We start from the raw sequence: 25,488 nt of genomic DNA on the forward strand, positions 1-25,488 counted from the left end.
GGACCGAGATGCACCGCCGCGCCGGGACCCCAGGCGAACCGTGCCCGCCAAAGACTGGATGAACTCAAGGAACTGCCATGAATACTCGCACCATTCGCTCCGCGCTGTTCGTTCCGGCAACCCGCCCTGAGCGTATCCCCAAGGCACTGGCAAGCGGCGCCGATGCGGTGATCGTCGATCTCGAGGACGCGGTCGCCGACGGCTTGAAGGCCGAGGCGCGTGGGCATCTCGATGCCTTTCTCGCCGCCAACCCCGACGCTCAGGTCCTGGTGCGCATCAACGCCGACGGCCACGCGCAGCAAAGCGAGGATCTGGCGGTCTGCGCGGCCCGGCCCGGCGTCATCGGCGTATTGCTGCCCAAGGTGGAACGCGCCGCCCAGGTGGTGACGGCGGCAGGATGCGGCAAACCGGTCTGGCCCATTGTCGAGAGCGCCAGGGGGCTCGCCGCGCTGCCTGAGATCGCCGCGGCCAAAGGCGTCGAGCGGCTTTCGTTTGGCGCGTTGGATCTCGGGCTGGATCTTGGTCTGGCCAGCGGCACGGCTGCGGCCGAACGCGTCCTCGATCAGGCGCGTTATTCGCTGCTGCTGCACAGCCGGCTGGCCAATCTGGCGCCACCACTGGACAGCGTCTTTCCCGATATCCGAAATCTGGACGGGCTCGCCCGATTCGCTGCCGACGCCCGCGACATGGGCTTCGGCGGCGTGCTGTGCATTCACCCCAGCCAGGTGGCTGTGGTGCACGAAACGTTGATGCCCAGCGCTGACGAACTGGCCTGGGCGCAACGCGTCCTCGCGGCCGGTGCGTCAGGCGAGGGCGTCTTCGTGGTCGATGGGCAAATGATCGATGCACCGGTCATCGGCCGTGCCCGTCGCCTGCTGCAACGTGCCGGGCAAGCGGTCCCCTGACCGCGACGCGGTGCCCGCAAACGTACCAACCGACAAAAACAAGAGGGGTACTTTCATGCTGAGTAACACGCTCAAGACACTCGCCTGCGCGTTTTCTTTTTCCATCGCCGCTCTGGCGCATGCCGAGCCCATCGTCATCAAGTTCTCCCATGTGGTGGCGGACAACACGCCCAAAGGGCAGGGCGCGTTGTTGTTCAAAAAGCTGGCCGAAGAGCGCCTGCCGGGCAAGGTGACGGTGGAGGTCTACCCGAACTCCTCGCTATTCGGCGACGGCAAGGAAATGGAGGCGCTGCTGATCGGCGATGTGCAGTTGCTGGCGCCTTCGCTGGCCAAGTTCGAGCAGTACGACAAGTCGATTCAGATCTTCGACCTGCCGTTCCTGTTCGACGACCTGGCCGCTGCCGACCGTTTCCAGAGCAGCCCGCAGGGCAGGGCGCTGCTGACCGCCATGGAAGACAAGAACATCACCGGCCTGGCCTACTGGCACAACGGCACCAAGCAGATGTCCGCCAACAAGCCGCTGCGCGAGCCCAAGGACGCGCGCGGGCTGAAGTTCCGCGTGCAGGCCTCGCGGGTACTGGAGGAACAATTCAAGGCGGTGCGGGCCAACCCTCGCAAGATGAGTTTCGCCGAGGTCTACCAGGGCCTGCAGACCGGCGTCGTCAACGGCACCGAGAACACCTGGTCGAATTACGAAAGCCAGAAGGTGCATGAGGTGCAGAAGTACATCACCGAGTCCGACCACGGCCTGATCGACTACATGGTGATCACCAACACCCAGTTCTGGAAGGGCCTGCCGGATGACGTGCGCAGCGAGCTGGAGCAGGTCATGCAGGAGGTAACCGTCGAGGTGAACCGTCAGGCCGATGAGCTGAACCAGAAGGCCAAGCGCACGATCGCCGAGTCGGGCAAGACCGAGATTATTCGGCTGACCCCGGAGCAGCGCGGGGAATGGCGCGAAGCGATGCGGCCCGTGTGGAAAAAGTTCGAAGGCGAGATCGGCGCGGACCTGATCGAGGCGGCCGAGGCGGCGAACCAGCCCTGATCGAGCTTGGCCAACCCTTGGCCGGGTTGCTCAGCGCTACCTGCCGAGCGTTCTGTTGAAACCTGGGTGCGAGACCCGCTGAGTCCGGCAAGCTGGCCTCGGTTCGCCGCTACGTTCGGACGAGGGTCAGTGGCGGGGGCCTTCGTCCGGCATGCTCATCAGCTGCCGTTCCATGTTCCAGTCGAACGGCTCGTCGTTTTCCTCGGCTTCGTAGCGGCGCTCTTCCAGGCGCTGGAAGATCTCGATCTCTTCGTCCGGCATGAAGTGCAGGCAGTCGCCGCCGAAGTACCAGAGCAGGTCGCGTGGCACCAGGTGGGCTATCTGAGGGTAACGATGGAAGACCTGGCAGATCATGTCCTGACCCATGTGCCGCTCTTCCGGCACGTTCTTCAGGTTCATGATCAGCTCGTCGAAGCGTTCGAGAAACAGCGCATGGCTCTCTTCCGAGACCTGTTCGGTCTCGCCCATGGCAAGCAGGATGCCGCGCAGATGGGCCAGAAGAGCCAGGTTGTGGTCGTGATAAGGATTGGCCATGGTTCACCTGTGTCGATTGGGCGCGCGATTATACGGGCGCCGGGATTAATTGGGGCGTGTGCTGTTGACTCGGCGGGCCGCCCTGGGTTCGGTATCCGCCCGGGGCGATCGCCGGACGGTAGGCTGAGGAAGGCTCTAAGCTGCTGGTTCAAGCAAATCGGCGACGACAATCCGGCAGGGCTTCTCGCGTTTGCAAGAGGCCTGACGGGGTGTCGTGGCTTGCCGTCTGAACTGCGGGGGTCAGCGAACTTTCCCCTCGCTTGGCTCCAGTTGCTCCTTGGCAAAATCGTCGACGCTGATGACCTTGCGCCGCGCCGCTTCGGCCGCGGTGAGTTGCTCGGCTTCCGCGGCGTCCAGCACGCCGGCAGCCAGGGCCGCGCTGATCAGATCCTGGTTCGCGGCTGGCTGGAATGCGCCGCTTTTCAGCGTCTGGTGGATTTTCCTTTGCAGTGGCTGGGCGGCAGCCAGCGCGTCGTAGGCCTCGCGCAGCGCGCCGAAGGCCTCCTCGGCACCTTGCGGGCGATACACGCCGTCGAGTATCTGCTCCAGCGCCGGGTCGCCTTCCGGACGGCCGAGTATGGCCGCGACTTCAGCGTCCAGCTCGTCGGACGGCCCCTTGTGACGCGCCCCGAACGGGAAGACCAGCAGCTGCAGCACGCCGCCAAGCAATCGGTTGGGGAAGTTGCTCAGGGTGTCGGCCAGCGCACGCTCGGCCTTGCACAGGCAATCTTCCAAGGCCCAGCGCAACAGCGGCGCCTGCTCGATCGGATGGCCGAGGTCGTGATAGCGCTTGAGCGCGGCGGACGCCAGATACAGGTGGCTGAGCACGTCGCCCAGCCGCGCCGACAGGCGTTCGCGACGCTTGAGCTCGCCGCCCAGCAGCATCATCGACAGGTCGGCGAGCATCGCGAAGGCGGCGGCGATGCGGTCCAGCGCACGAAAGTAGGGCCGCGTCAGGCCCGTGCCCGGTGCCTTGCCAAACAGGCCACAGGTCAGGCCGAGCACCAGGGTGCTGGCCGTGTTGCTGACGGCGAAGCCGATATGTTGCATCAGCAGCGTGTCGAACTTCTTCACCGCTTCGTCACGGTCGGGTTCATGCACCAGTTCCATCTCGCGCAACACGAACGGATGGCAGCGGATCGCCCCCTGACCGAAGATCATCAGATTGCGCGAGAGGATGTTGGCACCCTCGACGGTGATCGAGATCGGTGCCGACAGCCACAGCCGGCCCAGGTAGTTGTTCGGCCCCATGATGATGCCTTTGCCGCCGTGGATATCCATGGCGTCGGTCACGCACGCGCGGCCCCGTTCGGTCAGGTGATACTTGAGGATGGCCGAGAGCACCGAGGGCTTCTCGCCCAGGTCCACCGCGTTGGCGGTCAGGATGCGTGCGCTGTCCATCAGCCAGGCGTTGCCACCGATCCGCGCCAACGGCTCCTGAATGCCTTCGAAGGCGGCCAGCGGCACGTTGAACTGCTCACGGATCTGCGCATAGCGGCCCGACACGTAGCTGCAGGTCTTCGCCGCACTGACGCCGGTGGCCGGCAGCGAGATGGAACGGCCCACCGAGAGGCAGTTCATCAGCATCATCCAGCCTTTGCCGATCATGTGGCGCCCGCCGATGATGGCTTCCAGCGGTACGAAGACGTCCTTGCCCCAGTTCGGCCCGTTCATGAAGGCGGCGCCGAGGGGAAGGTGACGGCGGCCGATCTCGACGCCGGCGGTATCGGTCGGGATCAGCGCGAGGCTGATGCCTAACTCTTCCTCGTCACCCAGCAGATGCTCGGGATCGTAGGTCTTGAAGGCGACGCCGAGCAGGGTGGCGACCGGGCCGAGGGTGATGTAGCGCTTCTCCCAGTTCAGGCGCAGGCCGATGACTTCTTCACCTTGCCACTGCCCTTTGCAGATCACACCGCTGTCGTTCATGGCGCCCGCATCGGAACCGGCGTAGGGGCCGGTCAGGGCGAAGCAGGGAATATCGGTGCCGTTGGCCAGGCGTGGCAGGTAATGGTTGCGCTGCTCCTCGGTGCCGTAGTGCAACAGCAGCTCGGCGGGGCCTAGGGAGTTGGGGACCATGACGGTGCTGGCCAGATCGCCGCTGCGAGTGGCCAGCTTCATGACCACCTGAGAATGTGCGTAGGCGGAAAAGCCCTTGCCACCGTATTCCTTGGGAATGATCAGGGCGAAGAAACCTTCCGCCTTGATGTAATCCCAGGCCTCCTGCGGCAGGTCCAGGCGCTGGCCGACCTCCCAGTCGTTGACCATCGCGCATAGCGTTTCGGTGGGCCCGTCGATGAACGCCTGTTCTTCCTCGCTGAGCGTCGCCTTGGGATAGCCGAGCAGGGTGTTCCAGTTCGGTCGCCCGCTGAACAGCTCACCGTCCCACCAGACGCTACCGGCGTCGATGGCATCGCGCTCGGTGTCGGAAATCGGCGGCAGGACCTTCTTGAACCAGTCGAACATGGGGCCGCTTAAGTACTTGATGCGCAGGTCGGTCACCAGCAGTGGCACCGCGACGGCGATCAGCAGGAGCCAGAGAATCAGCATCAGCCAAGCCGGCGTTTCGTCTGCGGCGCCCATCAGCAGCAGATATCCGGCGACAATCGCCAGCGCCGGCACGGGCGAGACACGCAGGTGAGCGATCACGGCGATGCCGAGCAGTAACACGAGCAACCAGAGCAGAGTCATGGAGTTTTCCTTGTTAGGCGTTTGGCGTCTTGGTTGAGCATAGGCACTGCGTCCGGGGCGGTGAAGGGACTGTTTGCCGCGATTGGTTTCAGATAATGACCGGAACGGTGGGGGTGAGTTCTGACGTTGCCATTCGCCGCGGGCTCGCGGTTCCCCCGAAGATGTATGGGTAGTGGGGTTCGTGGGTGGCTGCGTTCGGGGCGAAAGTTTGGATTGGCGTGGCCGCCATTCGCCGCGGGGTCGCGGCTCCCACATAGAGAAGGGGGCGGGAGCTGGGCGTTGTGGGTGGCTGCGTTCGGGGCGAAAGTTTGGATTGGCGTGGCCGCCGTTCGCCGCGGGGTCGCGGCTCCCACACAGAGATGGGGGTGGGAACTGGGCGTTGTGGGTGGCTGCGTTCGGGGCGAAAGTTTGGATTGGCGTGGCCGCCATTCGCCGCGGGGTCGCGGCTCCCACACAGAGATGGGGGTGGGATCTGGGCGTTGTGGGTGGCTGCGTTCGGGGCGAAAGTTTGGATTGGCGTGGCCACCATTCGCCGCGGGGTCGCGGCTCCCACACAGAGACGGGGGTGGGATCTGGGCGTTGTGGGTGGCTGCGTTCGGGGCGAAAGTTTGGATTGGCGCGGCCGCCGTTCGCCACGGGGTCGCGGCTCCCACACAGAGACGGGGGCGGGAGCTGGGCGTTGTGGGTGGCTGCGTCCGGGGCGAAAGTTTGGATTGGCGCGGCCGCCGTTCGCCACGGGGTCGCGGCTCCCACACAGAGATGGGGGTGGGATCTGGGCGTTGTGGGTGGCTGCGTTCGGGGCGAAAGTTTGGATTGGCGTGGCCGCCATTCGCCGCGGGGTCGCGGCTCCCACAGTGCTGGGGGCGGGAGCCGGCCGTTGTAGGAGGCCCGACCTCGGGCCGAAGCTTGGCGGCGCAGTTGCAATTGCCTCGCGCCGCCCTTATCTAGTCTCAATCTCCCTGCGTTGTGTGCATTCCCCTATGAGTACTGCTCTATCCATTCGGCAGTTGACCAAGATTTACGGAAACGGCTTCGAAGCGCTCAAGGGCATCGACCTCGATGTGTCAAAAGGCGACTTCTTTGCCTTGCTGGGCCCCAACGGCGCTGGCAAGTCCACCACCATCGGCATCCTCTCCACGCTGGTGAACAAGACCAGCGGCACGGTGAACGTCTTCGGGCATGACCTCGACCGGGATCCCGGTGGTCTCAAGCGTTGCCTGGGCGTGGTCCCGCAGGAGTTCAACTTCAACCAGTTCGAGAAGGCCTTCGACATTCTGGTGACCCAGGCCGGCTACTACGGCATCCCGTCGAAGATCGCCAAGGAACGCGCCGAGCAGTACCTCAACCAGCTCGGGCTGTGGGACAAGCGTGATGTGTCCTCGCGCATGTTGTCCGGCGGCATGAAACGCCGCCTGATGATCGCGCGGGCACTGATTCACCGTCCGCGCCTGCTGATCCTCGATGAGCCCACCGCGGGCGTCGACATCGAGCTGCGCCGTTCGATGTGGTCCTTTCTCACGGAGCTCAATCGCGAAGGGATCACCATCATCCTCACCACGCACTACCTGGAAGAGGCCGAGCAGCTGTGCCGCAACATCGGCATCATCGACCATGGGCAGATCGTCAAGAACACCAGCATGCGCGAGCTGCTCAAGCAGCTGCACGTCGAGACCTTCCTGCTCGATCTGAAGGAGTCGCAGCTGGTCCCGCCGGACCTCGGCCCTTATCCGGCGAGGCTGGTTGACCATCACACGCTGGAAGTGCAGGTCGACAAGAGCCAGGGCGTGACGGACCTGTTTCGTATGCTGTCGGCGCAGGGTATCGAGGTGCTGAGCCTGCGCAACAAGACCAATCGCCTGGAGGAACTGTTCGTGTCGATGGTCGAGAACAACCTACCCAAGGGGGCCAAATGAACGCTGAATTCCGGCCCAATCTGGTTGCCCTGCAAACCATCGTTCACCGCGAGATCCGCCGCTACACCCGCATCTGGCCGCAGACCTTGCTGCCGCCGGCGATCACCATGGTGCTGTACTTCGTGATTTTCGGAAACCTGATCGGTTCGCGGATCGGCGAGATGGGCGGCTTCAGCTACATGGAGTACATCGTGCCCGGGCTGATCATGATGTCGGTGATCACCAACTCCTACAGCAACGTGGTGTCCAGCTTTTTCAGCAGCAAGTTCCAGCGTTCCATCGAAGAGCTGCTGGTCTCGCCCGTCTCGCCGCACGTGATCCTGATCGGCTTCGCGCTCGGTGGCATCACACGAGGTCTGGCGGTGGCGCTGATCGTCACCTTGCTGTCGATGTTCTTCACCGATCTGCAGGTGCATCACCTGGGCGTGACGCTGCTGGTGATCACCCTGACCTCGACGATCTTCGCGCTGGGTGGCTTTATCAACGCGGTGTATGCACGCAACTTCGATGACATCTCGATCATTCCGACCTTCGTGCTGACGCCGCTGACCTATCTGGGTGGCGTGTTCTACTCGATCAATCTGCTCTCGCCGTTCTGGCAGACTCTGTCGCTGGCCAACCCCATCCTGCACATGGTCAACGCCTTTCGCTACGGCATCCTTGGCGTGTCGGACATTCGCATTGGGGTCGCGATCAGCTTCATGGCCGTAGCGGCCGTCTTGATGTACCTGTTGTGCATCAGGTTGCTCAAGAGCGGCCGCGGCATGCGACAGTGACCGGCGGCTGGCGTATGGGCCGATGCTAAACGGGGCGGGAACCGATACACTTGCGGTCATTTTTCGTACAGGTTCCCGCCATGCAACACCCCGCCGAACGCTCACCGCTGGGCAAATCCAGCGCCTATATCGCGACCTACAGCCCTGAGCAGCTGTTCCCGATTTCGCGCGCGCCGAAATGGGCCGAACTCGGGCTCAGCGCCGACACCTTGCCCTATCACGGCGTCGATATCTGGAACTGCTACGAATTGTCCTGGCTGCTGCCGTCCGGCAAGCCGGTCGTCGCGATCGGCGAGTTCAGCATCCCGGCAGACTCGCCGAACATCATCGAGTCCAAATCCTTCAAGCTCTATCTCAACTCACTGAACCAGTCGGTGTTCGACAGTCGCGACGCGTTGGCAAAGGTACTGACGTACGACTTGTCGGCCGCCGCGGGCAAGCCGGTCGGTGTGCGGCTGCGGACGCTGGACGAAGTCGCGCAGGAGGGCGTCGTTCCGCCGGCGGGGCAGTGCATCGACGAACTGGACGTCAGCATCGAGCACTACGATTCACCACGGGCGCAACTGTTGAGCTGTGACCCGGAGCACCAGACGCAAGAATGGGTGCACAGCCATCTGCTGAAATCCAATTGCCCCGTGACCGGCCAGCCGGACTGGGGTACGGTCATCATCGGCTATCGTGGCGCGGCGCTGGACCGTGGCAGCCTGCTGGCCTACCTCGTGAGCTTCCGCCAGCATGCGGACTTCCATGAACAGTGTGTGGAGCGGATTTTCCTCGACCTGCAGCGCCTGTTGCAGCCCGAGTGGCTGACGGTTCAGGCTCGCTACGTGCGTCGCGGCGGGCTGGATATCAATCCCTGCCGAAGTACCCGGTCGGAATCACCGGATAATGGCAGGCTGGTTCGGCAGTAAAGAGAACGCCCGCGCGTGATGCGTCACGTACGGGCGTCGTTTTTGCTGGGAGCGGACGTCTCAGATGCCCATATTCGCCAGCGTCTGCATGATATTGCGCAGGGTCATCGCCGTGTTCGGGTGACTGACCTCGAACCGCTCGACTGCCAGGTTCACGCCGTCGACCAGCGAATCGTTCTGCTCGACCATCCCCTCGTTGGCCAGGCGTAGCTCGATGTCATGGGCTATCGCTTGCAGCGACGCGCGCTCTTCTTCCGACAGCGGTGCGTCCTGGGCCAGTTGACTACGCAGCTCGGCGAGCTGCGACTGCAGATCATGTTCCGGCATGTTGCTTCCCTCGATGTTTCGGGTGGCGAATTTGCCAGCGCTCGATATGAAGAAGGTTAAACCAGCGGGCTGGGCTTGTCCCGGCTTTGATCCGAGGACCGCCGGTGAAGTTCGCTGCCCGCGTGTCCGCCGGCTGCCGAAACGCCGGGGATTCGATTTATACTCCAGCGCTTTGTAGGCAGATGCCACCATTTCGGAACAAGGGGAAGGCCGCGATGCACATGATCGGCAAGGATTGGATCGGATATTTCAAGGTGGCCCTGGTGGGCGCGCTGGCGGTGTTTGGCAGCTCACTGCAGGCCGCCGAGGAGGATCCCTGGGAACGCGTGAACCGTGCGATCTTCCGCTTCAACGACACGGTCGATACCTACTCGCTCAAGCCGTTGGCTCAGGGCTATCAGAAGGTCACCCCGGATTTCCTCGAAGACGGCATCGGCAACGTCTTCAGCAACCTGGGTGATGTGGTGGTGCTCACCAATGATCTGCTGCAGGGCAAGGTTCGCGATGCCGGGATCGACACCAGCCGGATCCTGTTCAACAGCACTTTCGGCGTGCTCGGCTTCTTCGACGTCGCCACGCGTATGGGGCTGCAGAAGAACGATGAGGATTTCGGCCAAACCCTAGGCGCATGGGGCTTGGGTAGCGGACCTTATGTGGTGTTGCCGCTGCTGGGGCCGAGCACCGTGCGCGACGCCGCCGGGCGGGTGCCCGATGCGTTCCTGCAACCGTACCCTTATATCGATCACGTCCCCACTCGCAACGTGACCCGAGCGGTCAATGTGGTGGACTTGCGCGCGGGCCTGCTTTCGGCCGAGAAGATGATCACGGGCGACAAGTACATCTTCGTTCGTAACGCCTATTTGCAGAACCGCGAATTCCGCACCCAGGACGGCCAGGTCGAAGACGATTTCTGATCGTTGTTGCCCCGGCAATCGGCCGCGCCCAGCCGGTGGGCGCGTGCCATGCCTCGCCAACAGGCGATGCCGCTCAGTTCATCGAGAGGATGGCCAATCCCAGGCTCTGCCGGCCATCTTCATGCGTACCGACTCGTACCACCTCGGTTTCAGCGTCCAGCCCTTTGAGTTCGTTGTGTTCCGACGGGATATGGACGCTGACCTTGTCGCCCATTTGCAGGTTGGTCGCGGCGAGGACCTGCATACCAGTACTGGACAGATCCAGGCATACGGCGTCATAGCGCTGACTGCCCTGTGTCAGGGTGATCGCGGTTTCGATCTGCATGCGAATGAAATCGCGTTTTTCACTGTAGTCCCGATCATTCAGGGTCATTGTTTTCATCCTTTGGGTTCTGGTTGCACGCGTTCTTATAGCGCCCGTCAATTCGCTCTGTAAAGCACAGGCGGAGCGGCGGCGCCTGGCTTGAAACGCCGATCGTATGGGAGTACCGTCTGCGCCTTGAAAAGATCCCTTGCCCAGCGCTCGCGCGGGGCCGATGCTTTCGCCAACGTCCTGGCGATACCGCCTGGTAGGAACATGCACAACCCAAGCGCGACGCTGCTGATCATAGATGACGACGATGTGGTACGAGCCAGTCTGGCCGCCTATCTCGATGACAGTGGTTTCAAGGTGCTGCAGGCGCCTAACGGGCCGCGAGGCATAGAGCTGTTCGATGCCGAGCATCCCGATCTGGTGATCTGCGATCTGCGCATGCCGCAGATGGACGGACTGGAGCTGATTCGACTGATCAGTGAACGCCAGGTCGATCTCCCGGTAATCGTCGTTTCAGGTGCGGGCGTCATGAGCGATGCGGTCGAGGCGTTGCGTCTGGGGGCGGCTGACTATCTGATCAAACCCCTCGAAGACCTGGCCGTGCTCGAACACTCGGTCCGTCGAGCGCTCGATCGCTCACGGTTGCGGCTGGAGAATCGGCGCTATCGTGAGCAGCTGGAAACGGCGAATCGCGATCTCCAAGCCAGTCTCCACCTGTTGCAGGAAGACCAGGACGCCGGCCGGCAAGTGCAGATGAATATGCTGCCGGTGACACCCTGTGGCCTCGACGATTTCCAATTCGCTCACCAGATCATCCCCTCGCTTTATCTGTCGGGCGATTTCGTCGATTACTTTCGGGTGGACGAGCACCGCATCGGCTTCTACCTGGCCGACGTCTCGGGGCATGGCGCCTCCTCGGCGTTCGTCACCGTCCTGTTGAAGTTCATGACCACGCGCTTGTTGTATGAGTCCCGGCGGGGCGGGGCGCTGCGAGCGTTCAAACCTTCCGAAGTGCTCGATCACATCAACCGTGGGCTGATCAACTGCAAACTGGGCAAGCACGTGACCATGTTGGGCGGGGTGATCGACCAAGAGCGCAACATCTTGCATTACAGCATCGGCGGACATCTTCCGATGCCAGTGCTCTATACCGGCGGCGAGGCGCGCTATCTGGAGGGGCGGGGGCTGCCGGTTGGCCTGTTCGTCGAAGCCACCTACGATAATTACGAGATCGAGCTGCCAGCCTCGTTCAGCCTGACGTTGCTTTCCGATGGCATTCTGGACCTTTTGCCTGGGGAAACCCTCAAAGATAAGGAAGCAGGTCTGCCTGGGCTGGTTTGCGAAGCCGGCGGTACGCTGGAAGGGCTGCAGCGAGTGCTGGGTCTGGCCGATCTGGAGGATATGCCTGATGACATCGCGTTGCTGGTATTGAGCAGGAACCTTGCATGAGCACTGGTAAAATCCAGTTCGCCGAGCAGGATGGCACCTTCATCCTGAAGTTCGTCGGCGAGATACGACTGACGCTATGCTCGGCGCTCGACGCAACTATCGAGAAGATCTTCTCGTCGCTGAATTTCTCGGCGATCGTGATCGACCTTACCGAAAGCCGCAGTATCGACAGCACCACACTAGGCCTGCTGGCCAAATTGTCCATTCTGTCCCGGCAAAAGATCGGCATGTTGCCCACGCTGGTGACCACGCACGCCGACATCACCCGGCTCTTGCAGTCGATGGGCTTCGATCAGGTGTTCAACATCGTCGATCAGCCGTTGCCATCACCCGAGCAGCTGGCGGATCTGCCCAGCCAGGATCAGTCCGAAGAGGTCGTCAAGACCAAGGTCCTGGAGGCTCACCGTATTCTGATGAGCCTCAACGACTCCAACCGCGAGGCGTTTCGTGACCTCGTGACGGCGCTGGAACGGTCCTGATTCAGCACCTGGCATCAATCCTCAATCCGACTTGGATGTTCATGATTGCCGGCACCGGTTGCCGCTGAGGTGTGGTGCCGCTTCCTCGCCATGGCCCTGCCATGACTCGTCGCGGCGCCGCGACGTTCGACCCCGAACTCAGCCGCCGAGTAGCGCCTCGAGCTTTTCCTGGTCTCGAGCAAACTGGCGGATACCTTCGGCGAGCTTCTCGGTGGCCATCGGATCCTCGTTCAAGCCCCAGCGGAAGCTGTTCTCGTCCAGCGCAATGCGTGGCTCGGACGCACGTCCAGGTGCCAGCTTGCGTTCCAGCGGCCCTTCGGCCTGGGCCAGCTGGCCCAGCAGCTCGGGGCTGATGGTCAGGCGGTCACAACCGGCCAGCGCTTCGATCTGGCCGATGTTGCGGAAGCTTGCGCCCATCACGACGGTTTTATAACCGTGGGCCTTGTAATAGTCATAGATGCGGCTGACCGACTGCACGCCGGGATCTTCGTCGCCCGTATAGTCGCGGCCTTCATGCTTCTTGTACCAGTCGTAGATACGGCCAACGAACGGCGAGATGAGGAACACACCGGCATCGGCGCATGCCGCCGCTTGGGTAAAGCAGAACAGCAGGGTCAGGTTGGTCTGGATGCCGGATTTTTCCAGTCGCTCGGCGGCACGGATGCCCTCCCAGGTGGATGCCAGTTTGATCAGCACCCGATCGCGCGAGACGCCAGCTTCTTCATAGAGGCCAATCAGGCGTTCGCCGCGCTGGACCATTGCCTCGGTATCGAAGGAGAGTCTCGCGTCGACCTCGGTGGAGATGCGCCCGGGGATCAGTTTGAGGATTTCCTGTCCGACCGCCACGGCAAACAGATCGCAGCCCAGCCCGATGTCGCCGGCGCAGCGCGACATCGCAGCCTGCAGGTGTTCCGCGTAACGGGGCAGGGCGGCCGCCTTGAGCAGCAGGGAGGGATTGGTGGTTGCGTCTACCGGCTGCAGGCGGGCAATCGCATCGAGATCGCCGGTATCGGCGACGACGGTGGTGAACTGCTTGAGTTGTTCCAGTTTGGATGTCATGGGGCGCTCTATCCTCTGAGTTGACCTGACCTTACCCGAGGCCACCGAGCCACTCAACGGGCACCGGGGCGGGGGGACAGGACTTGGATTGAAAATGATCCCAGGTGTTCCTCGGTGAATGAATCAATGCCCCTCGAGCAGGCTGGTCGCCTGATCCAGCAGGGCCAAGGGGTCTTTGGTCTTGTGTATGTCTACCGAGAGCAGTTGGCGGAAGCGTCGAGCACCCGGAAAACCTTGGCCAAGCCCTAATACGTGACGGGTGACGTGATGCATCGACCCGCCCGCGGCCAGGTGGCGTTGAATGTAAGGGCGCATCCGTCTCAGCGCCTCGGCGCGGCTGATGGTCGGCGCGTGGCTTTCGAACAGTCTGGCATCGACCTGCGCGAGCAGGTACGGGTTGTGATACGCCTCGCGGCCGAGCATCACGCCATCGAAGCGTTGCAGGTGCGCTTCGCATTCCTCCAGGGTCTTGATGCCACCGTTGAGGATGATCTCCAGATCGGGGAAGTCGTCCTTGAGCCGCGCGGCGACGTCGTAACGCAGCGGCGGTACCTCGCGGTTCTCCTTGGGCGACAGCCCTTCGAGGATGGCGATCCGGGCATGCACGGTGAAGCTGCGGCAACCGGCTTCACGCACCTGCCCGACGAAATCGCAAAGCTCGGCATAGCTGTCGCGCCCATTGATACCGATTCGGTGCTTGACCGTCACGTCGATCCCGACGGCATCGCGCATGGCCTTCACGCAGTCGGCGACCAGTGCCGGGTGGCCCATCAGGCAGGCGCCGATCATGTTGTTCTGCACGCGGTCGCTGGGGCAGCCCACGTTGAGGTTGACCTCGTCGTATCCCGCCGTTTCGGCCATTCGCGCGCAGGTTGCGAGGTCGGCGGGCACGCTGCCGCCGAGCTGCAGCGCCAGGGGATACTCCAGCTCGTCATGACGCAGGAAGCGTTCAGTGTCGCCGTTGATCAGCGCGCCGGTCGTCACCATCTCGGTATAGAGCAGCGCATGTCGGGACAGCTGACGCAGAAAGAACCTGCAATGCCGATCAGTCCAATCCATCATCGGTGCGACGGAAAAACGACGGGACGGTGAAGGGAGGCTGGGGACTGGCCTGGGGCTAGGACTCATGCGGTATTCCGGTTGGATTCGAAGGTGCCGGCGTCGCGGCGCGACCGATTCAGCGCGCGGCAAGAAGCCGGAATGGCGCCGGATCGTCGGCGATTCGAATCAAGCACAATGGTCGGCAAGTTTATCAGAGAGCTGAACCCGCGCGGGTGGCGGCTGCAGTGCCTCGCCGCTGTATGGCTTACCACGCGCGGGACGCAGGGACCGGCCTATCGGCTAGGGTTGCATAGAGCATGCGGCCGGCTGATGCCAAGAGCGGTGCGGTTCTCGCCGGGACGGGCGGACGCCCTGTCCGTATATATGCTGCGGAGGTTGGCTGAAAAATGGGCGGCAGGCAGCAGAACGCTGGATCAGGCCAGGGCCACGGCGGTGGTCTCATGGCAATGGACGCTGCCGCCCAGGCTGCTGCGGCGGCGCTTGCAATGGGCGATCCGCTCGGTGCGCTTAAGCGGATCGCCCTGCGCGACGACGCGACAGCGCTCGCGCTTCGTGGCATCGCGATGGCTCAACTCGGAGAGTTCGTCCGCGCGAAAGCACTGTTCAGAGCCGCCGCGAACGCCTTCGGAATCGGCGCGCCGGTGCCGCACGCCCGTTGTCTCGTCGCCGAAGCCGAGGTGGCGCTGGCCGCACGCGACCTTGGCTGGCCGGCACGGGTGCTCACCGAGGCGAGGGAAACGCTCGAGACACATGGCGACCAGGCGAACGCCACTTATGCACGTCTGCTGGAGTTGCGTCATGGGTTGCTGATCGGTCGTGTCGAGGAGGCAGAGCGAGCGCTCCGTGAGCTGGACCCCGCCGTGCTGGCACCAGCGTCGCGGGCCATCTACGAGTTGATCATCGCAAGCCTGGCGCTTCGTGACTTTCAGGCTCGGCCGGCGCGGCAGGCGCTGGCCCGGGCGGAGCGTGCCGCGAAACAGTCAGGCATTCCCGCACTGGGCGCGGAACTGCGGCGCGCGATGGCGATGCTGGAGGCGCCCGCGGCTCGTCTGATCAGCACTGCCAGCGAGCGGTTGGTGCGGCTGGATGAGGTGCAAGGCATTCTGTCCTCTGGGTCAGTCGTTGTGGATGGCTGTCGTCATGTCGTGTGCAAGGCGGGCAAAGTTGTCTCGCTGGCGAGGCGGCCGGTGTTGTTTACGTTGATGCGCGCGCTCGCTGAAGCCTGGCCGGATGACGTCCCGCGAAACGCGCTGATCCAGCAAGCGTTTCGTACCAGGTTCGCCGACGAGTCGCACCGGGCTCGGCTGCGTGTGGAGGTGGGGCGCCTGCGGGCAGTGTTGAGCGCGCTGATCAGCGTGACGGCCACGAAGCGGGGCTTCAGGCTGACGCCGCTCGACGCGCATGGTGTTGTCGTATTGGCCCGTCCGGTCGAGGAACCCCATGCGGCGCTGCTCGCTTGTCTCGCGGATGGGCGTAGCTGGTCGAGCGCGGGGCTTGCCCTCGTGCTCGGCACCAGTCAGCGGTCGGTGCAACGCGCGCTGGGCACTTTGGCCAGCGCGGGCAAGGTACAGTCGTTCGGCACCGGCCGGTCGCGGCGCTGGATGGCACCGCCGATGCCCGGTTTCGCGACGACCTTGTTACTCCCAGGTGCAATGCTGATGTGAATAGGATTTCTCCACCAGCCAAAGGAGGAATAACGCAATGAAACGATCAGTAGCTCAGATCACTCGCGAATACGGGCCTTTTGCGGAGGTCGACAGCGTGCACGGCGTCAGCTTCGATGGGCGTCATGTCTGGTTTGCGAGCGGAGAAAAACTGCACGCGCTGGACCCGGCCAATGGCCAGACCCAGCGCTCGCTCGAGACCCGTGCGGACGCCGGTACGGCGTTCGACGGCCAGCACCTGTACCAGATCGCGGGCGATCGCATCCAGACACTCGACCTGCAAACCGGGGCTGTGCTCGCCTCGATTCCGGCCCCTGACGATGCGTCGGGGCTCGCGTGGGCGGAAGGGTCGTTGTGGGTGGGGCAGTATCGCGGTCGCAAGATCTACCAGCTGGATCCGCAGACCGGCACGGTGCTGCGCACCATCGAGTCCAACCGCTTCGTCACAGGGGTTACCTGGGCGGAGGGTGATCTCTGGCATGGCGTCTGGGAAGAGGGCGAGAGCGAGCTGAGGCACATCGACCCGACGACCGGAGAAGTGCTGAACACAGTGGAAATGCCTGAGGGAATCGGTGTGTCGGGGCTCGAATACGACGGCAACGGCGGTTTCTTCTGCGGCGGCGGTGGCAGCGGTAAAGTCAGGGCCGTCCAGCGTCCGCGCTAGCGTCGGCCTGCTTGAGCGCCGGAAAGCCCACCGCTGGGCTTTCCGGCTCGTTCATCCTGCCGGGGCCGCCGTCATTGCTGGATGACGTTGGCCAGGTTGCCGCTGCCATTCTGGACGATGCTGGCCGAAGCACCCTCGTAGGTCAGCGTCTCCTGTCGCAGACTCGCCTGGTTTGCGTCACCTGACTGGCTGATCAGCGCTTCATGGTTATGGAAGCCCTGATAGGCGTCGATCAGGTTGCTCGAGCCGATCTGTGCGATATCCAGACGGTTGTCATCACCGACCTGTGTGACCGTGACCTGGTTGTCGATGCCCTCCGAATAACCGTCGATGTGCGAGCCGTGCCCAGCGAAATGGGCGGTCAGCTCGTTGCCCGTGCCCCGCTGGGCATAGTTCAGCGTGCTGTAGCCGTCGCCAGCGCTGATCTGGGCGAGGTTGGCGGTGCCGGACTGATGGAGGATGACATCACCGGCGGGGTAGCGTCCCGACGTTTGTTGAATATCGGCCTGGTTGGCGACGCCGTCCTGCTCGACCGTAGCGGTCCCGCCTCCGAGGCCCGAGCTCAATTGCTGCAACTGCACCAGATTCGCGGTGCCGGTCTGCTGGACGTCCGCCGTGCTGAAACCGGTTTGCTCGACCTGCACGGTGTTGCCCTGCCCAAGGGAAACCACCTCCAGCTGGTTGTTGACCCAGGTCTGCCGGGCATCGAGCAGGTTGCCGCTGCCCTCCTGGCGGACCGTCGCGTTGGCGGCGAGGTCTCCCGAGTATTGGAGTTGCTCGAGGCGTGCGGCATTGGAGTCGCCTGACTGTGAAATCTCCGCGCTGCCGAGGCCGGAGGCGCTCGCATGGACCTGGTAGATCTCGGCGACATTCTGCACGCCGTTCTGCTCGATGCGCGCCAGACTGCCTTCTCCCGCATTGCCCGATTGATCGGTCAACGCATCGTTGGCCGTGCCGTTCTGGCGAATGAAGGATTGCTGCATCGTCCCGCTTTGTATCTGCTGCGCCACGTTATCGGTGCCGATCTGTTCGATCTCTGCCACATGCTCATTGGCCATGAGATTGCCGCTTATCACCAACAGGAGGGTGGCAGCGAGAGGCGTCATCTTGGACATTGGAATCTCCCATGCTCAGTGGATAGGGCTCCGTACACCAAAGAAGCGAAGCAATGAGAGTGTTGTTGAGTTGCCGCTGCCTCGAAATAGACCGAAGGGATCAAATGGCCGCGGGCCGGGTATTAGTACCGCGCCGGCACGTGGCGAGGTGGTGAAGCGGAGCAGCCTCATCGCGCCGACCATCGGCGTGCACGAATGGTCCGGCCACCGTTCGATATCGGTAGGGGCCACCAGGGCCTCGTTGCGAGGTGATGCATGCAAGGCGAAATCATGGTGGACACCGCGGTCTTGGCCGCAAACGATTCGGACGCGGATACCGTGCTGCCTGGAGATCCTGATGTCGCGAGCATTAACGACACGCCCATGTCGGATCCTGAAGACCCCGAGCTCAGCGACGAAGACATCGATCTGTTCGAAGACGATCCGAGCATTCCAACCGAGTAGCGGTGCACGGCGGCTTGCAAAAACGGCGTTCGTCGTACGCCAAGCCACAGCGGTCTGCCTGGCCTGAAATGCAAAAACCGCAGCCATCCGAGGGAGGGCTGCGGTTTGGTTGTCAGGCCGGTATCGACCTGAGCGGTGTCATGCGATCAACGGTTGAACGCGGCACCGGTGCCGACCACAGTAGCCGACGGCAGCAGTTGGCTGATGAAGCGGTTCCAGCGAGTGATCCCTGCTGGCCCGACGAAGACCACATCCTGCGGCTGCAGCGGGAAGCTCTTGGCCAGCGCAAAGGCGGTCGGCGAGGCAGCGTTCAGCTGGAATACCTTGGCCGGCTCGGTGGCAATGTTTTCCGCTCCGCGGATCACGTAGACCGCTTCGCCATCGGCGGTGTCCTGGCGAATGCCGCCGGCCGTGCCGATCGCGTCCATCAGGTTGTAGCTCGAGGCCTTGAAGTTGACCGCTTGTGGCTGAGTAACCTCACCCAGTACGTAGATCTTCTTCTGATCGTTGTAGGGCAGGTGAAGCTGGTCGCCATCTTTCAGATACACGTCGTTCAGCCAGGAATCCGGACGGTTCAGGTCGTCGAGATTGAGCATGTACTCGCGACCGTCGCGCTTGAGGATCAGACCGGACAGGTCAGCCGTAGCGGTATCGACGCCGGCCTGGCCAATGGCCTGGACCAGAGTCATCGGGGCGGTGGTGACAGGCACCTCGCCGGCGGTGTTGAACGCACCCGACAGTACGACGCGCTGGCTGCCATAGCGCAGCAGGGCGACGTCAACTTGCGGGCTGTCGATGTAGTTGGCCAGGCGACGAGCAATCTGGGCGCGCAGCTCTTCGATGGTGCGGCCAGCTGCTTCGATGTTGCCGATGTACGGATAGAACAGGGTGCCATCCGGGCGGACCAGGCGGCCGTTGGCGTCCAGCTGCTGTTGCGGGCCGGACGGCGCGGTCAGCTCGGGGTGATCCCAGACGGTGATGTAGAGAAGGTCATTTGGGCCGATGCGGTAGGCTTCGGGTTTGAAATCGAGCAGTTCCTGTTTGCTGGAGGTGCCCCGGTCGGAAGACAGTTCGCCTTTCAGGATTTCAGGCGTGATGCGGATCAGCTGTACGTTACCGTCCTGCGATTTCGCGCCGTCCTTGAACTCATCCGGGTCAAGGTACTGACCGGGCGAAAACACACATCCCTGGAGCGCCAGAACGGAAGAGAAAGCGAGAGCAAATATTGGTTTCATGGTTCTTCATCCTTGACGGAATAGTTGTTTTTACGAAGTGAAACGGCGGGATTCACTTTTAGCTGAAGGAGCGAGCTGATGGATTCGTCCGCTGCAACCGATGGGTGATCAGTTCGAAAGCGCGTGTGGACGATTCATTTCGCTGCTCCTGTTGTTGCTACCGCAAAGCGCTGGAAGCAGTACGTCTCCGAGATAGATCTGAGGACCGTTCCGTGTGAGTCATTGTTCAATTCGCTCAACCCGTCCACGCCTTTCGCAGGCCTCGGAACGGGTGCCTTGCTGCTCACAGTAGCCATAGACCGCTCCGTTTCATTGGGGTTCAAGGCGGTGCGCATAAATCGCGGCGGTGTTGGATGCGGGCTGGCGGGTTGGTCAGCCGAGCCTGTCTAGCGCGCTGGCTGAGCAACATTGGCCGCGTTCAGGGGGCCACCCGCTTGTCGTTCAAATAGCTGAAAACCGGGCGTCTCGAGCACCGAGGGCGACGCTGCGACGGTCGATCGGAAGGGCAGGGGGTATGCAAAAGGCGGCCAGCCAGGCCGCCATGACTACTGAAAATCACGAGGGCCCGGTCAGTTGGACGTCGGGTTTTCGATCATCCAGCGCAAGGTTTCGCGCAGTTCGATCTGGGGAAGATCGCCTATGAGCGAGTCCAGCTTCGTTCGACAGCCGAACAGGTTCTTGACGTCGGCACTGCGCACGAATGCCGGATTGACCCGGACTTCCAGACGATGGCCGGAAATGGCCGCGGCCTGCTGCAGCACGTATTCCAGCGTGTATGCCGAGCCCGAACAGATGTTGACGGTTTCGCCAATGGCTGCGGGTGTTTCGAGCAAGCGTCTGTAAGCCTGGACGACTTGGCGTACGTCGCAGAAATCGCGTGCGATATCCAGGTTGCCCAACTCGACGACCTCGGCACGACGACGTGTGTGCGCGACGATCTTGGGGATGAGAAATTGTTCGGCCTGGCCGATGCCGGTGTAGTTGAACGGCCGCGTGATGATCAGTGGCAACCTGCCGACATACAGTCTCGCCAGAAACTCCATGGCCGCCTTGCTCACGGCATAGTCGTTGGCCGGGGCAAAGGGGGAGGACTCGTCCAGTACGCCTTCGGTCGCATTGCCGTAGACGTTCGCACTGCTGGCCAGCAGCACACCTTCGACGCCCGTGGCGGTGACCCGTAGTGCCTCGAGTAAATGGCGCGTCCCGAGCAGATTGGCGTTGTAGATGGCGTCCGCATCGGTGTGCGCGACGAAAGACACCGCAGCCAGATGCACCACATAGGTCGGCCGGATTTCCAACAACAGCGTTCGCAGGGTCTCGGCATCATTCAGCGAACAGCAGTGAATGGCCGAAACCGCCGAAGGCAGCTCGTCTACGGGGCGACGATAGCTGAGGCCGTGAACCTCGTAGCCGTGGGCTGCGAGTTCTTCTGCCATATAGCGGCCGGTAAACCCGGTGACGCCGGTAATCAGCACTTTGCGCATGATCTTCCCGATAGGATGAATTCCAATTTCAGTGGAGCGCTCCATTCCAGGTATAGGCATGGGATGTTGCGTCCTGGTTACGGCTGCCCGACAAGCTATGAGGCTACTGTTCGCGCCGCATCTTCATTCGTTGGATCTGAAAAAAAAACGCAGCGGAGTCCGAAGGCAGGCTCCGCGCGGTACCACTGGCAGACCACGCACAGAAGCGCGTGCACGGTGCGCACCACGAAGGTGATGCACAGCCCGGCAGCTCGTCTCCGGCGCGGTGCCATCGATCGTCAGGCCGAAGCCGTCAGAAGGAAAAGCCCTGTTGATTGCGACGCAGGTCTGCGTCGACCATCATCCGGCACAGCTGCTCCAGCGTGGTCTTCGGCTCCCAGCCCAGCACGTCCTTGGCCTTTTGCGGATCGCCGATGAGCAGGTCCACCTCAGCAGGACGATAGAACTTGGGATTGACCCGCATGACGACCTTGCCGGTCGCTGCGTCGATCGCCTGTTCCTGTTCGCCAGTACCTTCCCACTGCAACTCGGTGTCGACCGCTTTGAAGGCCAGGGTCACGAAGTCGCGTACGGTTTCGGTGCGGTTGGTCGCCAGTACGAAGACATCGGGTTCATCGGCTTGCAGCATGCGCCACATACCCTCGACGTACTCCTTGGCATAACCCCAGTCACGCTTCGCGTCGATGTTGCCCAGCTCCAGCACATCCAGCTGGCCCAGCTTGATCTTGGCCACCGAGTCGGTGATCTTGCGGGTCACGAATTCGCGGCCACGCAGCGGTGACTCGTGATTGAACAGGATGCCACTGCAACCGAAGATGTCGTAGGACTCGCGATAGTTGATCGTCATCCAGTGCGCATAGAGCTTGGCGACGCCGTAGGGGCTGCGCGGATAGAACGGGGTCGTTTCGATCTGGGGGATGGCCTGGACCTTGCCGAACATCTCCGAGGTGGACGCTTGGTAGTAGCGAATCTTCGGATTGACGATGCGGATGGCTTCCAGCAGGTTCACTGCGCCCGCGCCGGTGATGTCCAGGGTGGTCAGCGGTTGCTCGAACGACACGCCAACGAAACTTTGCGCGGCGAGGTTGTATACCTCGGTGGCGCCGGAGCTTTCCAACAGCCGGATGCTGGAGGAGAGATCGGTGAGGTCGTATTCAACGAGATGCAGGTTGGGATGCTTGTCGATGCCCAACTCTTCGATTCGCCAGAAGTTTACCGAGCTGGTACGACGAAACGTGCCATATACGGTGTAGCCCTTCTCCAGCAGAAGTTCGGCCAGATAGGCGCCGTCTTGCCCTGTAATACCCGTGATGATCGCTTTCATTCTCTTCCCTGTTCAAGGTTAGGTTTTCAAGTTGCCGTTGCTTCGCTACGCCTGGCACAGGGCTCTGGGAAACAGCGAAGCACCGTTCGTAAACGCAGTGGTGCCACCTGAACGGCCGGGTTCGGCATGTCCCGATGGCGGTTTTGCCAGCCGGTCAGGATTGCTGCTTGGCCGGACTGGCTTTATGCCTGGCGCTCTTTTCCCGCAAAAAAGCGGGCACGATATAAAGCGCGTCGATCCAGTACCGCTTGGCCAGCCGGCGCGGCTCCATGCACATGCGGTGCAGCCATTCGAGTTTGTATTCACGCATCCACTTCGGCGCGCGCTTGATCGTGCCGGTCGCGAAGGAAATGGACGCGCCGATGCTGAAGCCCATACCGGTGCGCTCGTGCGATTGGGTCGCGGCCGCGAGGATTTCCCCGCGTGGCGTTCCCACGGCGTACAGGACCAGTTCCGATGGGTTTTCACGAACGAACTGCAGGCAACGCTGCACCTCGTCAGGCTTCTTGATAAACCCCATCGGCGGGTTGTAGTGATAGAGCTCGATACCGGGGTAGATCGCTCGCAGCTTGTCGGCTTCACTTTCCAGCGAGCCGATCAGCACCACACGCAGCTGCTCTTCGTCGGCCCATTTGAGAAGGTCCAGGGTCAGGTCGCTGCCGGGGATCGCCTCATCCAGATGCACGCCCAGGCGGCTCAGGAGCGACAGCAGGATACGGCTGTCACATAGCCTCCAGCGCGCCTTGGCGTAGGCATCGCGCAGCGCCTCGTCGTGCTCGAGTTGAACGAGGTGGTCGACATTCGGCGTTACTACAAACGAATAGGGTTGTTTGACGCCCTCACGGATGTAGCTCAATAACGTCTTTTTATTGCCGGAAAAAAAATCTATTCCGAACGCACTAGTATCATTTGACACTCATTGCTACTCCCTTGAAGGCGCCCTTGATTCCCGACCAGGCGAGGGCGGGATTTCTGAATTCCTTGAGTGTGGTAACAGCCGAAAGCAGGAATGCGGAAACAAGTGCGAAAACCGGTCCGTAGAATCGCTTGTTGAAGCGAGTGGCTGCGCGGTTGCGATAGTAATGATAAAAAGCCGAGCGGTTGCCGAGACTGAGCGAGCCATAGTGAAACAGGCGGCTTTGCGGAACTACCTGGATGGAAATTCCAAAACGTCTGGCGCGGTATTGCCAATCCACTTCTTCGAAATACATGAAGTAGCTTTCATCCATCAGACCGATTTCCTTGGTCAGCGCGGCTGAAAAGGCGAGGCTGCAACCCATGATGTAGTCCGGGTCGAGTTGCGGCGCCTGGTGTTGGAGTGCATCGACGCTCTGGTTCTTGCCCAGCAGGCGGGCCTTGCCGAGGATGGGGTACAACTTGCCTCCGCCATAACACTCCAGGCGCCCGGTGTCGGCACTCAATACCAGGGAACCCACGAACTGCCGGTCATCGCGCTTCAACGCTTCGAGCAACGGCGAAAAGGCATCGCTGTCGACATAGGTATCGTTGTTGATAACCCAGAAGTATTCGGGCTGGAGGTTTTCCATCGCCCAGCGCAAGCCGTAGTTATTACCGCCCGCATAGCCATTATTCTCGGGGTTGCAGAGCAACGTGACCTTGGCCGAAGGCTTTTCATCGAGCCATTGCTGCAAAGCGCGATCGGAGCCGTCCTGGGAGTCATTGTCAACGATGACGATATGGTCGATCGTCAAACAATGTTCGAGCAGGCTCTCAGCACAGCTGATAGTTTCAGTAGCAGCTTTGTAGTTGAGAATAAGTGCGACGTTCATGTACTCGTTCCTTGCTGCGAAGATGGCGTGCGCGGAGGGCATGTATAACGAAAAGCATCACGACGATTGGCTGCGCATATTCGAACAGGCCACTGAGCGGCCAGATCACGAACAGCGCCAGCATGACGGCGTAGTTGAAGCCCATATCCGGGTTGATGTTGCGGGCGATGCGCTGATAGACGAACAGCGACACGGGCACCACGAGGAAGGTCAGAAATCCGAAGCGGAACATGGTTCCGATGAACCCCACGTCGGAGAGGAAGAAATGTTCGCCGAAGTAGGGGATGAAGCCGTCCTGCCACATCAGTGACAGCGAACCGCTGGGCAGCCAGTTGACCAGGTCCAGGTGCCTGAAGATCGCAGCGATGGTGTAGGGGCGCACGCCATCGTCGACATCGCCTTCCAGGCTGTTCTGGTAGAACTCGATGTTCAGGCCGAGTGTCTGGAGCAGTTCCGGGTAGAAGAAGAATGGGGACAACAGCACACACAGCGAAGCCGCCCAGACGATCGCTTTTGCTCGCAGGCAGAACAGCGTGAACGCAAGGCAGAGCACGATGAGTTGGCGCGTCTGGGTGGCGAAAACCAGCGTCAGCAACAGAATGGCCGCCACGATGAGGTAGAGGTTGCGCTGTCGCGTTTCGCCGCTGATCGGTGACTTGCCTTTCGCCCAGATCTGGATGCAATAGAAGTAGGCGAAACAGAGCAGGAACGGGCCGATCGATGAGCGATCCGGGCGATCCCAGGCTGTCTGCTCCGTGCGCAGATCAGGCAGCATGCCGAACTTGAAGCTCCAGGACAGGACCGCAGCGATCAACGCGGCGTACAGGATCGAATGCTCGAACTGGCGCGTGGTCAGGCGCTTGGCGAGCAGCAGCAGCGGGACGAACCCGAATGCGAAGAGGATGCGCCTTTCTTCGATCAGACCGTATGCGATCGGCTGGCCGTAGGTGTAGTACGCGAATATCGCCGGCAGCACGGTGAACACGGCGAAGCTGTACAACGCGTAATACATCAAGACGCGGTACTCCCTGGCGGCATCCTCGGCCGCTGCGAGTACAAGCAGTAGCGCGCCGCCCAGGCAGACCGCCAGGTAGGCCTCGTTGAGAAACTTGAATCCGACGGGGTTGTGCGTACTGTCTCCGAACACGGAGAAATGCAGCATGAGCGCCAGCACGGTCAACGGCAAAAACAATAATTTCGAGCTGATGTTTGTCATCCCCTGAGTCCTTGGTGCTTTTCCATTCCTGATCAACTGCGCCGCAACAAACTCAAGCCATTCCACATTGCCATGCCGGTACCTTCGGTGCGCCGCTATGCAGTGAGTTGCTGCCCCGGCAGTGCAGCGAATCCGGGGCGATCGTGGCAAGCGACGCTTTCGATACCTTCGGGTCGT

Annotated in this window: 24 protein-coding genes; 11 read left to right on the forward strand and 13 right to left on the reverse strand. The window is 61.9% G+C overall.

Features of this window, described 5'->3' with window-relative positions; all coding sequences use genetic code 11:
- The first annotated feature begins 77 nt into the window (after positions 1 to 77).
- Both KVO92_RS19280 and KVO92_RS19285 read left to right on the forward strand, forming a co-directional pair.
- Positions 78 to 905: an HpcH/HpaI aldolase/citrate lyase family protein gene (locus tag KVO92_RS19280; protein ID WP_217477117.1), complete on the forward strand. Its 828-nt coding sequence runs from the start codon at positions 78 to 80 to the stop codon at positions 903 to 905.
- A gap of 55 nt (positions 906 to 960) precedes the next feature.
- On the forward strand, positions 961 to 1,950 hold the full coding sequence (locus tag KVO92_RS19285) for a TRAP transporter substrate-binding protein (RefSeq protein WP_217477118.1): 990 nt from the start codon (positions 961 to 963) through the stop codon (positions 1,948 to 1,950).
- A gap of 126 nt (positions 1,951 to 2,076) precedes the next feature.
- Here KVO92_RS19285 and KVO92_RS19290 read toward each other — a convergent pair whose 3' ends face one another.
- Both KVO92_RS19290 and KVO92_RS19295 read right to left on the reverse strand, forming a co-directional pair.
- On the reverse strand, positions 2,077 to 2,484 hold the full coding sequence (locus KVO92_RS19290) for a PA2817 family protein (RefSeq protein ID WP_021208574.1): 408 nt from the start codon (positions 2,482 to 2,484) through the stop codon (positions 2,077 to 2,079).
- 240 nt (positions 2,485 to 2,724) lie between these two features.
- Positions 2,725 to 5,172, reverse strand: coding sequence for an acyl-CoA dehydrogenase (locus tag KVO92_RS19295; RefSeq protein WP_217477119.1), 2,448 nt, complete (start codon positions 5,170 to 5,172; stop codon positions 2,725 to 2,727).
- Positions 5,173 to 6,152: 980 nt separating this feature from the next.
- On the opposite strand from KVO92_RS19295, the gene KVO92_RS19300 reads away from it, so the two are divergent.
- From KVO92_RS19300 to queF, 3 genes are all read left to right on the forward strand, one after another.
- Entirely contained in the window at positions 6,153 to 7,085 is a 933-nt protein-coding gene (locus tag KVO92_RS19300; protein ID WP_217477120.1) for an ABC transporter ATP-binding protein, read from the forward strand.
- Entirely contained in the window at positions 7,082 to 7,861 is a 780-nt protein-coding gene (locus tag KVO92_RS19305) for an ABC transporter permease (protein ID WP_217477121.1), read from the forward strand. Before KVO92_RS19300 ends, KVO92_RS19305 begins: the two co-directional genes overlap by 4 nt.
- Before the next feature lie 80 nt (positions 7,862 to 7,941).
- Positions 7,942 to 8,772 carry an NADPH-dependent 7-cyano-7-deazaguanine reductase QueF gene (queF, locus tag KVO92_RS19310; protein WP_217477122.1) on the forward strand — a complete coding sequence of 277 codons (831 nt, stop codon included), beginning with the start codon at positions 7,942 to 7,944 and terminating at the stop codon, positions 8,770 to 8,772.
- A gap of 60 nt (positions 8,773 to 8,832) precedes the next feature.
- Here the strand turns inward: queF and KVO92_RS19315 are convergent, their stop codons facing one another.
- Positions 8,833 to 9,099, reverse strand: a complete 267-nt coding sequence (locus KVO92_RS19315) for a DUF4404 family protein (protein ID WP_021208579.1) — start codon at positions 9,097 to 9,099, stop codon at positions 8,833 to 8,835.
- Positions 9,100 to 9,314: 215 nt separating this feature from the next.
- Between KVO92_RS19315 and KVO92_RS19320 the strand changes: the two genes are divergently transcribed.
- Entirely contained in the window at positions 9,315 to 10,013 is a 699-nt protein-coding gene (locus KVO92_RS19320) for an MlaA family lipoprotein (RefSeq protein WP_217477123.1), read from the forward strand.
- A 73-nt stretch (positions 10,014 to 10,086) separates the two neighbouring features.
- On the opposite strand, the gene KVO92_RS19325 is transcribed toward KVO92_RS19320, so the two are convergent.
- The gene (locus KVO92_RS19325; RefSeq protein WP_217477124.1) at positions 10,087 to 10,386 is read right to left on the reverse strand and encodes a PilZ domain-containing protein; all 300 of its coding nucleotides are present in this window, start codon (positions 10,384 to 10,386) and stop codon (positions 10,087 to 10,089) included.
- Between the two features lie 204 nt (positions 10,387 to 10,590).
- Between KVO92_RS19325 and rssB the strand changes: the two genes are divergently transcribed.
- Both rssB and rssC read left to right on the forward strand, forming a co-directional pair.
- Complete coding sequence (gene rssB, locus KVO92_RS19330; RefSeq protein ID WP_217477125.1) at positions 10,591 to 11,775, forward strand: two-component system response regulator RssB; 1,185 nt, start codon at positions 10,591 to 10,593, stop codon at positions 11,773 to 11,775.
- Positions 11,772 to 12,254 carry an anti-sigma factor antagonist RssC gene (gene rssC, locus KVO92_RS19335; protein WP_217477126.1) on the forward strand — a complete coding sequence of 161 codons (483 nt, stop codon included), beginning with the start codon at positions 11,772 to 11,774 and terminating at the stop codon, positions 12,252 to 12,254. The genes rssB and rssC overlap by 4 nt, the downstream gene beginning before the upstream one ends.
- A gap of 138 nt (positions 12,255 to 12,392) precedes the next feature.
- On the opposite strand, the gene tal is transcribed toward rssC, so the two are convergent.
- Positions 12,393 to 13,313 (reverse strand): transaldolase, encoded by a 921-nt coding sequence (gene tal, locus KVO92_RS19340; RefSeq protein ID WP_217477127.1) that lies wholly within the window; start codon positions 13,311 to 13,313, stop codon positions 12,393 to 12,395.
- A gap of 123 nt (positions 13,314 to 13,436) precedes the next feature.
- Entirely contained in the window at positions 13,437 to 14,441 is a 1,005-nt protein-coding gene (dusA, locus tag KVO92_RS19345) for a tRNA dihydrouridine(20/20a) synthase DusA (protein ID WP_217477128.1), read from the reverse strand.
- A gap of 380 nt (positions 14,442 to 14,821) precedes the next feature.
- On the opposite strand from dusA, the gene KVO92_RS19350 reads away from it, so the two are divergent.
- Together KVO92_RS19350 and KVO92_RS19355 are read left to right on the forward strand one after the other, a co-directional pair.
- Positions 14,822 to 16,039 carry a helix-turn-helix domain-containing protein gene (locus KVO92_RS19350; protein ID WP_217477308.1) on the forward strand — a complete coding sequence of 406 codons (1,218 nt, stop codon included), beginning with the start codon at positions 14,822 to 14,824 and terminating at the stop codon, positions 16,037 to 16,039.
- 37 nt (positions 16,040 to 16,076) lie between these two features.
- Positions 16,077 to 16,703: a DUF5074 domain-containing protein gene (locus KVO92_RS19355; protein WP_217477129.1), complete on the forward strand. Its 627-nt coding sequence runs from the start codon at positions 16,077 to 16,079 to the stop codon at positions 16,701 to 16,703.
- Positions 16,704 to 16,774: 71 nt separating this feature from the next.
- Here the strand turns inward: KVO92_RS19355 and KVO92_RS19360 are convergent, their stop codons facing one another.
- Positions 16,775 to 17,818, reverse strand: a complete 1,044-nt coding sequence (locus tag KVO92_RS19360; RefSeq protein WP_217477130.1) for a hypothetical protein — start codon at positions 17,816 to 17,818, stop codon at positions 16,775 to 16,777.
- 255 nt (positions 17,819 to 18,073) lie between these two features.
- On the opposite strand from KVO92_RS19360, the gene KVO92_RS19365 reads away from it, so the two are divergent.
- The gene (locus tag KVO92_RS19365) at positions 18,074 to 18,262 is read left to right on the forward strand and encodes a hypothetical protein (protein WP_217477131.1); all 189 of its coding nucleotides are present in this window, start codon (positions 18,074 to 18,076) and stop codon (positions 18,260 to 18,262) included.
- Positions 18,263 to 18,408: 146 nt separating this feature from the next.
- On the opposite strand, the gene KVO92_RS19370 is transcribed toward KVO92_RS19365, so the two are convergent.
- From KVO92_RS19370 to KVO92_RS19395, 6 genes are all read right to left on the reverse strand, one after another.
- Positions 18,409 to 19,497, reverse strand: a complete 1,089-nt coding sequence (locus KVO92_RS19370) for a polysaccharide biosynthesis/export family protein (protein WP_217477132.1) — start codon at positions 19,495 to 19,497, stop codon at positions 18,409 to 18,411.
- 569 nt (positions 19,498 to 20,066) lie between these two features.
- On the reverse strand, positions 20,067 to 20,981 hold the full coding sequence (locus KVO92_RS19375) for a GDP-mannose 4,6-dehydratase (RefSeq protein WP_217477133.1): 915 nt from the start codon (positions 20,979 to 20,981) through the stop codon (positions 20,067 to 20,069).
- Positions 20,982 to 21,273: 292 nt separating this feature from the next.
- Complete coding sequence (gene gmd, locus KVO92_RS19380) at positions 21,274 to 22,305, reverse strand: GDP-mannose 4,6-dehydratase (protein WP_217477134.1); 1,032 nt, start codon at positions 22,303 to 22,305, stop codon at positions 21,274 to 21,276.
- A gap of 154 nt (positions 22,306 to 22,459) precedes the next feature.
- Positions 22,460 to 23,221, reverse strand: coding sequence for a WecB/TagA/CpsF family glycosyltransferase (locus KVO92_RS19385; RefSeq protein ID WP_217477135.1), 762 nt, complete (start codon positions 23,219 to 23,221; stop codon positions 22,460 to 22,462).
- Positions 23,211 to 24,095 carry a glycosyltransferase family 2 protein gene (locus tag KVO92_RS19390; RefSeq protein ID WP_217477136.1) on the reverse strand — a complete coding sequence of 295 codons (885 nt, stop codon included), beginning with the start codon at positions 24,093 to 24,095 and terminating at the stop codon, positions 23,211 to 23,213. Before KVO92_RS19390 ends, KVO92_RS19385 begins: the two co-directional genes overlap by 11 nt.
- Positions 24,055 to 25,311 (reverse strand): hypothetical protein, encoded by a 1,257-nt coding sequence (locus KVO92_RS19395; protein WP_217477137.1) that lies wholly within the window; start codon positions 25,309 to 25,311, stop codon positions 24,055 to 24,057. The genes KVO92_RS19390 and KVO92_RS19395 overlap by 41 nt, the downstream gene beginning before the upstream one ends.
- Between the last annotated feature and the right edge of the window lie 177 nt (positions 25,312 to 25,488).

The sequence above is a fragment of the Stutzerimonas stutzeri genome, from assembly GCF_019090095.1.
In the GTDB taxonomy this organism is placed as follows: Bacteria; Pseudomonadota; Gammaproteobacteria; order Pseudomonadales; family Pseudomonadaceae; genus Stutzerimonas; species Stutzerimonas stutzeri_AN.

Excerpts from the sequence above, each read along its gene's own strand:
- KVO92_RS19355 (WP_217477129.1), top strand. The coding sequence starts at position 16,077 with ATGAAACGATCAGTAGCTCAGATCACTCGCGAATACGGGCCTTTTGCG.
- KVO92_RS19370 (WP_217477132.1), bottom strand. The coding sequence starts at position 19,497 with ATGAAACCAATATTTGCTCTCGCTTTCTCTTCCGTTCTGGCGCTCCAG.
- tal (WP_217477127.1), bottom strand. The coding sequence starts at position 13,313 with ATGACATCCAAACTGGAACAACTCAAGCAGTTCACCACCGTCGTCGCC.
- dusA (WP_217477128.1), bottom strand. The coding sequence starts at position 14,441 with ATGAGTCCTAGCCCCAGGCCAGTCCCCAGCCTCCCTTCACCGTCCCGT.
- rssB (WP_217477125.1), top strand. The coding sequence starts at position 10,591 with ATGCACAACCCAAGCGCGACGCTGCTGATCATAGATGACGACGATGTG.
- KVO92_RS19280 (WP_217477117.1), top strand. The coding sequence starts at position 78 with ATGAATACTCGCACCATTCGCTCCGCGCTGTTCGTTCCGGCAACCCGC.
- KVO92_RS19350 (WP_217477308.1), top strand. The coding sequence starts at position 14,822 with ATGGACGCTGCCGCCCAGGCTGCTGCGGCGGCGCTTGCAATGGGCGAT.
- KVO92_RS19360 (WP_217477130.1), bottom strand. The coding sequence starts at position 17,818 with ATGTCCAAGATGACGCCTCTCGCTGCCACCCTCCTGTTGGTGATAAGC.
- rssC (WP_217477126.1), top strand. The coding sequence starts at position 11,772 with ATGAGCACTGGTAAAATCCAGTTCGCCGAGCAGGATGGCACCTTCATC.
- KVO92_RS19365 (WP_217477131.1), top strand. The coding sequence starts at position 18,074 with ATGCAAGGCGAAATCATGGTGGACACCGCGGTCTTGGCCGCAAACGAT.
- KVO92_RS19315 (WP_021208579.1), bottom strand. The coding sequence starts at position 9,099 with ATGCCGGAACATGATCTGCAGTCGCAGCTCGCCGAGCTGCGTAGTCAA.
- KVO92_RS19295 (WP_217477119.1), bottom strand. The coding sequence starts at position 5,172 with ATGACTCTGCTCTGGTTGCTCGTGTTACTGCTCGGCATCGCCGTGATC.
- KVO92_RS19325 (WP_217477124.1), bottom strand. The coding sequence starts at position 10,386 with ATGACCCTGAATGATCGGGACTACAGTGAAAAACGCGATTTCATTCGC.
- KVO92_RS19375 (WP_217477133.1), bottom strand. The coding sequence starts at position 20,981 with ATGCGCAAAGTGCTGATTACCGGCGTCACCGGGTTTACCGGCCGCTAT.
- KVO92_RS19300 (WP_217477120.1), top strand. The coding sequence starts at position 6,153 with ATGAGTACTGCTCTATCCATTCGGCAGTTGACCAAGATTTACGGAAAC.
- KVO92_RS19305 (WP_217477121.1), top strand. The coding sequence starts at position 7,082 with ATGAACGCTGAATTCCGGCCCAATCTGGTTGCCCTGCAAACCATCGTT.
- KVO92_RS19290 (WP_021208574.1), bottom strand. The coding sequence starts at position 2,484 with ATGGCCAATCCTTATCACGACCACAACCTGGCTCTTCTGGCCCATCTG.
- KVO92_RS19320 (WP_217477123.1), top strand. The coding sequence starts at position 9,315 with ATGCACATGATCGGCAAGGATTGGATCGGATATTTCAAGGTGGCCCTG.
- queF (WP_217477122.1), top strand. The coding sequence starts at position 7,942 with ATGCAACACCCCGCCGAACGCTCACCGCTGGGCAAATCCAGCGCCTAT.
- gmd (WP_217477134.1), bottom strand. The coding sequence starts at position 22,305 with ATGAAAGCGATCATCACGGGTATTACAGGGCAAGACGGCGCCTATCTG.
- KVO92_RS19395 (WP_217477137.1), bottom strand. The coding sequence starts at position 25,311 with ATGACAAACATCAGCTCGAAATTATTGTTTTTGCCGTTGACCGTGCTG.
- KVO92_RS19285 (WP_217477118.1), top strand. The coding sequence starts at position 961 with ATGCTGAGTAACACGCTCAAGACACTCGCCTGCGCGTTTTCTTTTTCC.
- KVO92_RS19390 (WP_217477136.1), bottom strand. The coding sequence starts at position 24,095 with ATGAACGTCGCACTTATTCTCAACTACAAAGCTGCTACTGAAACTATC.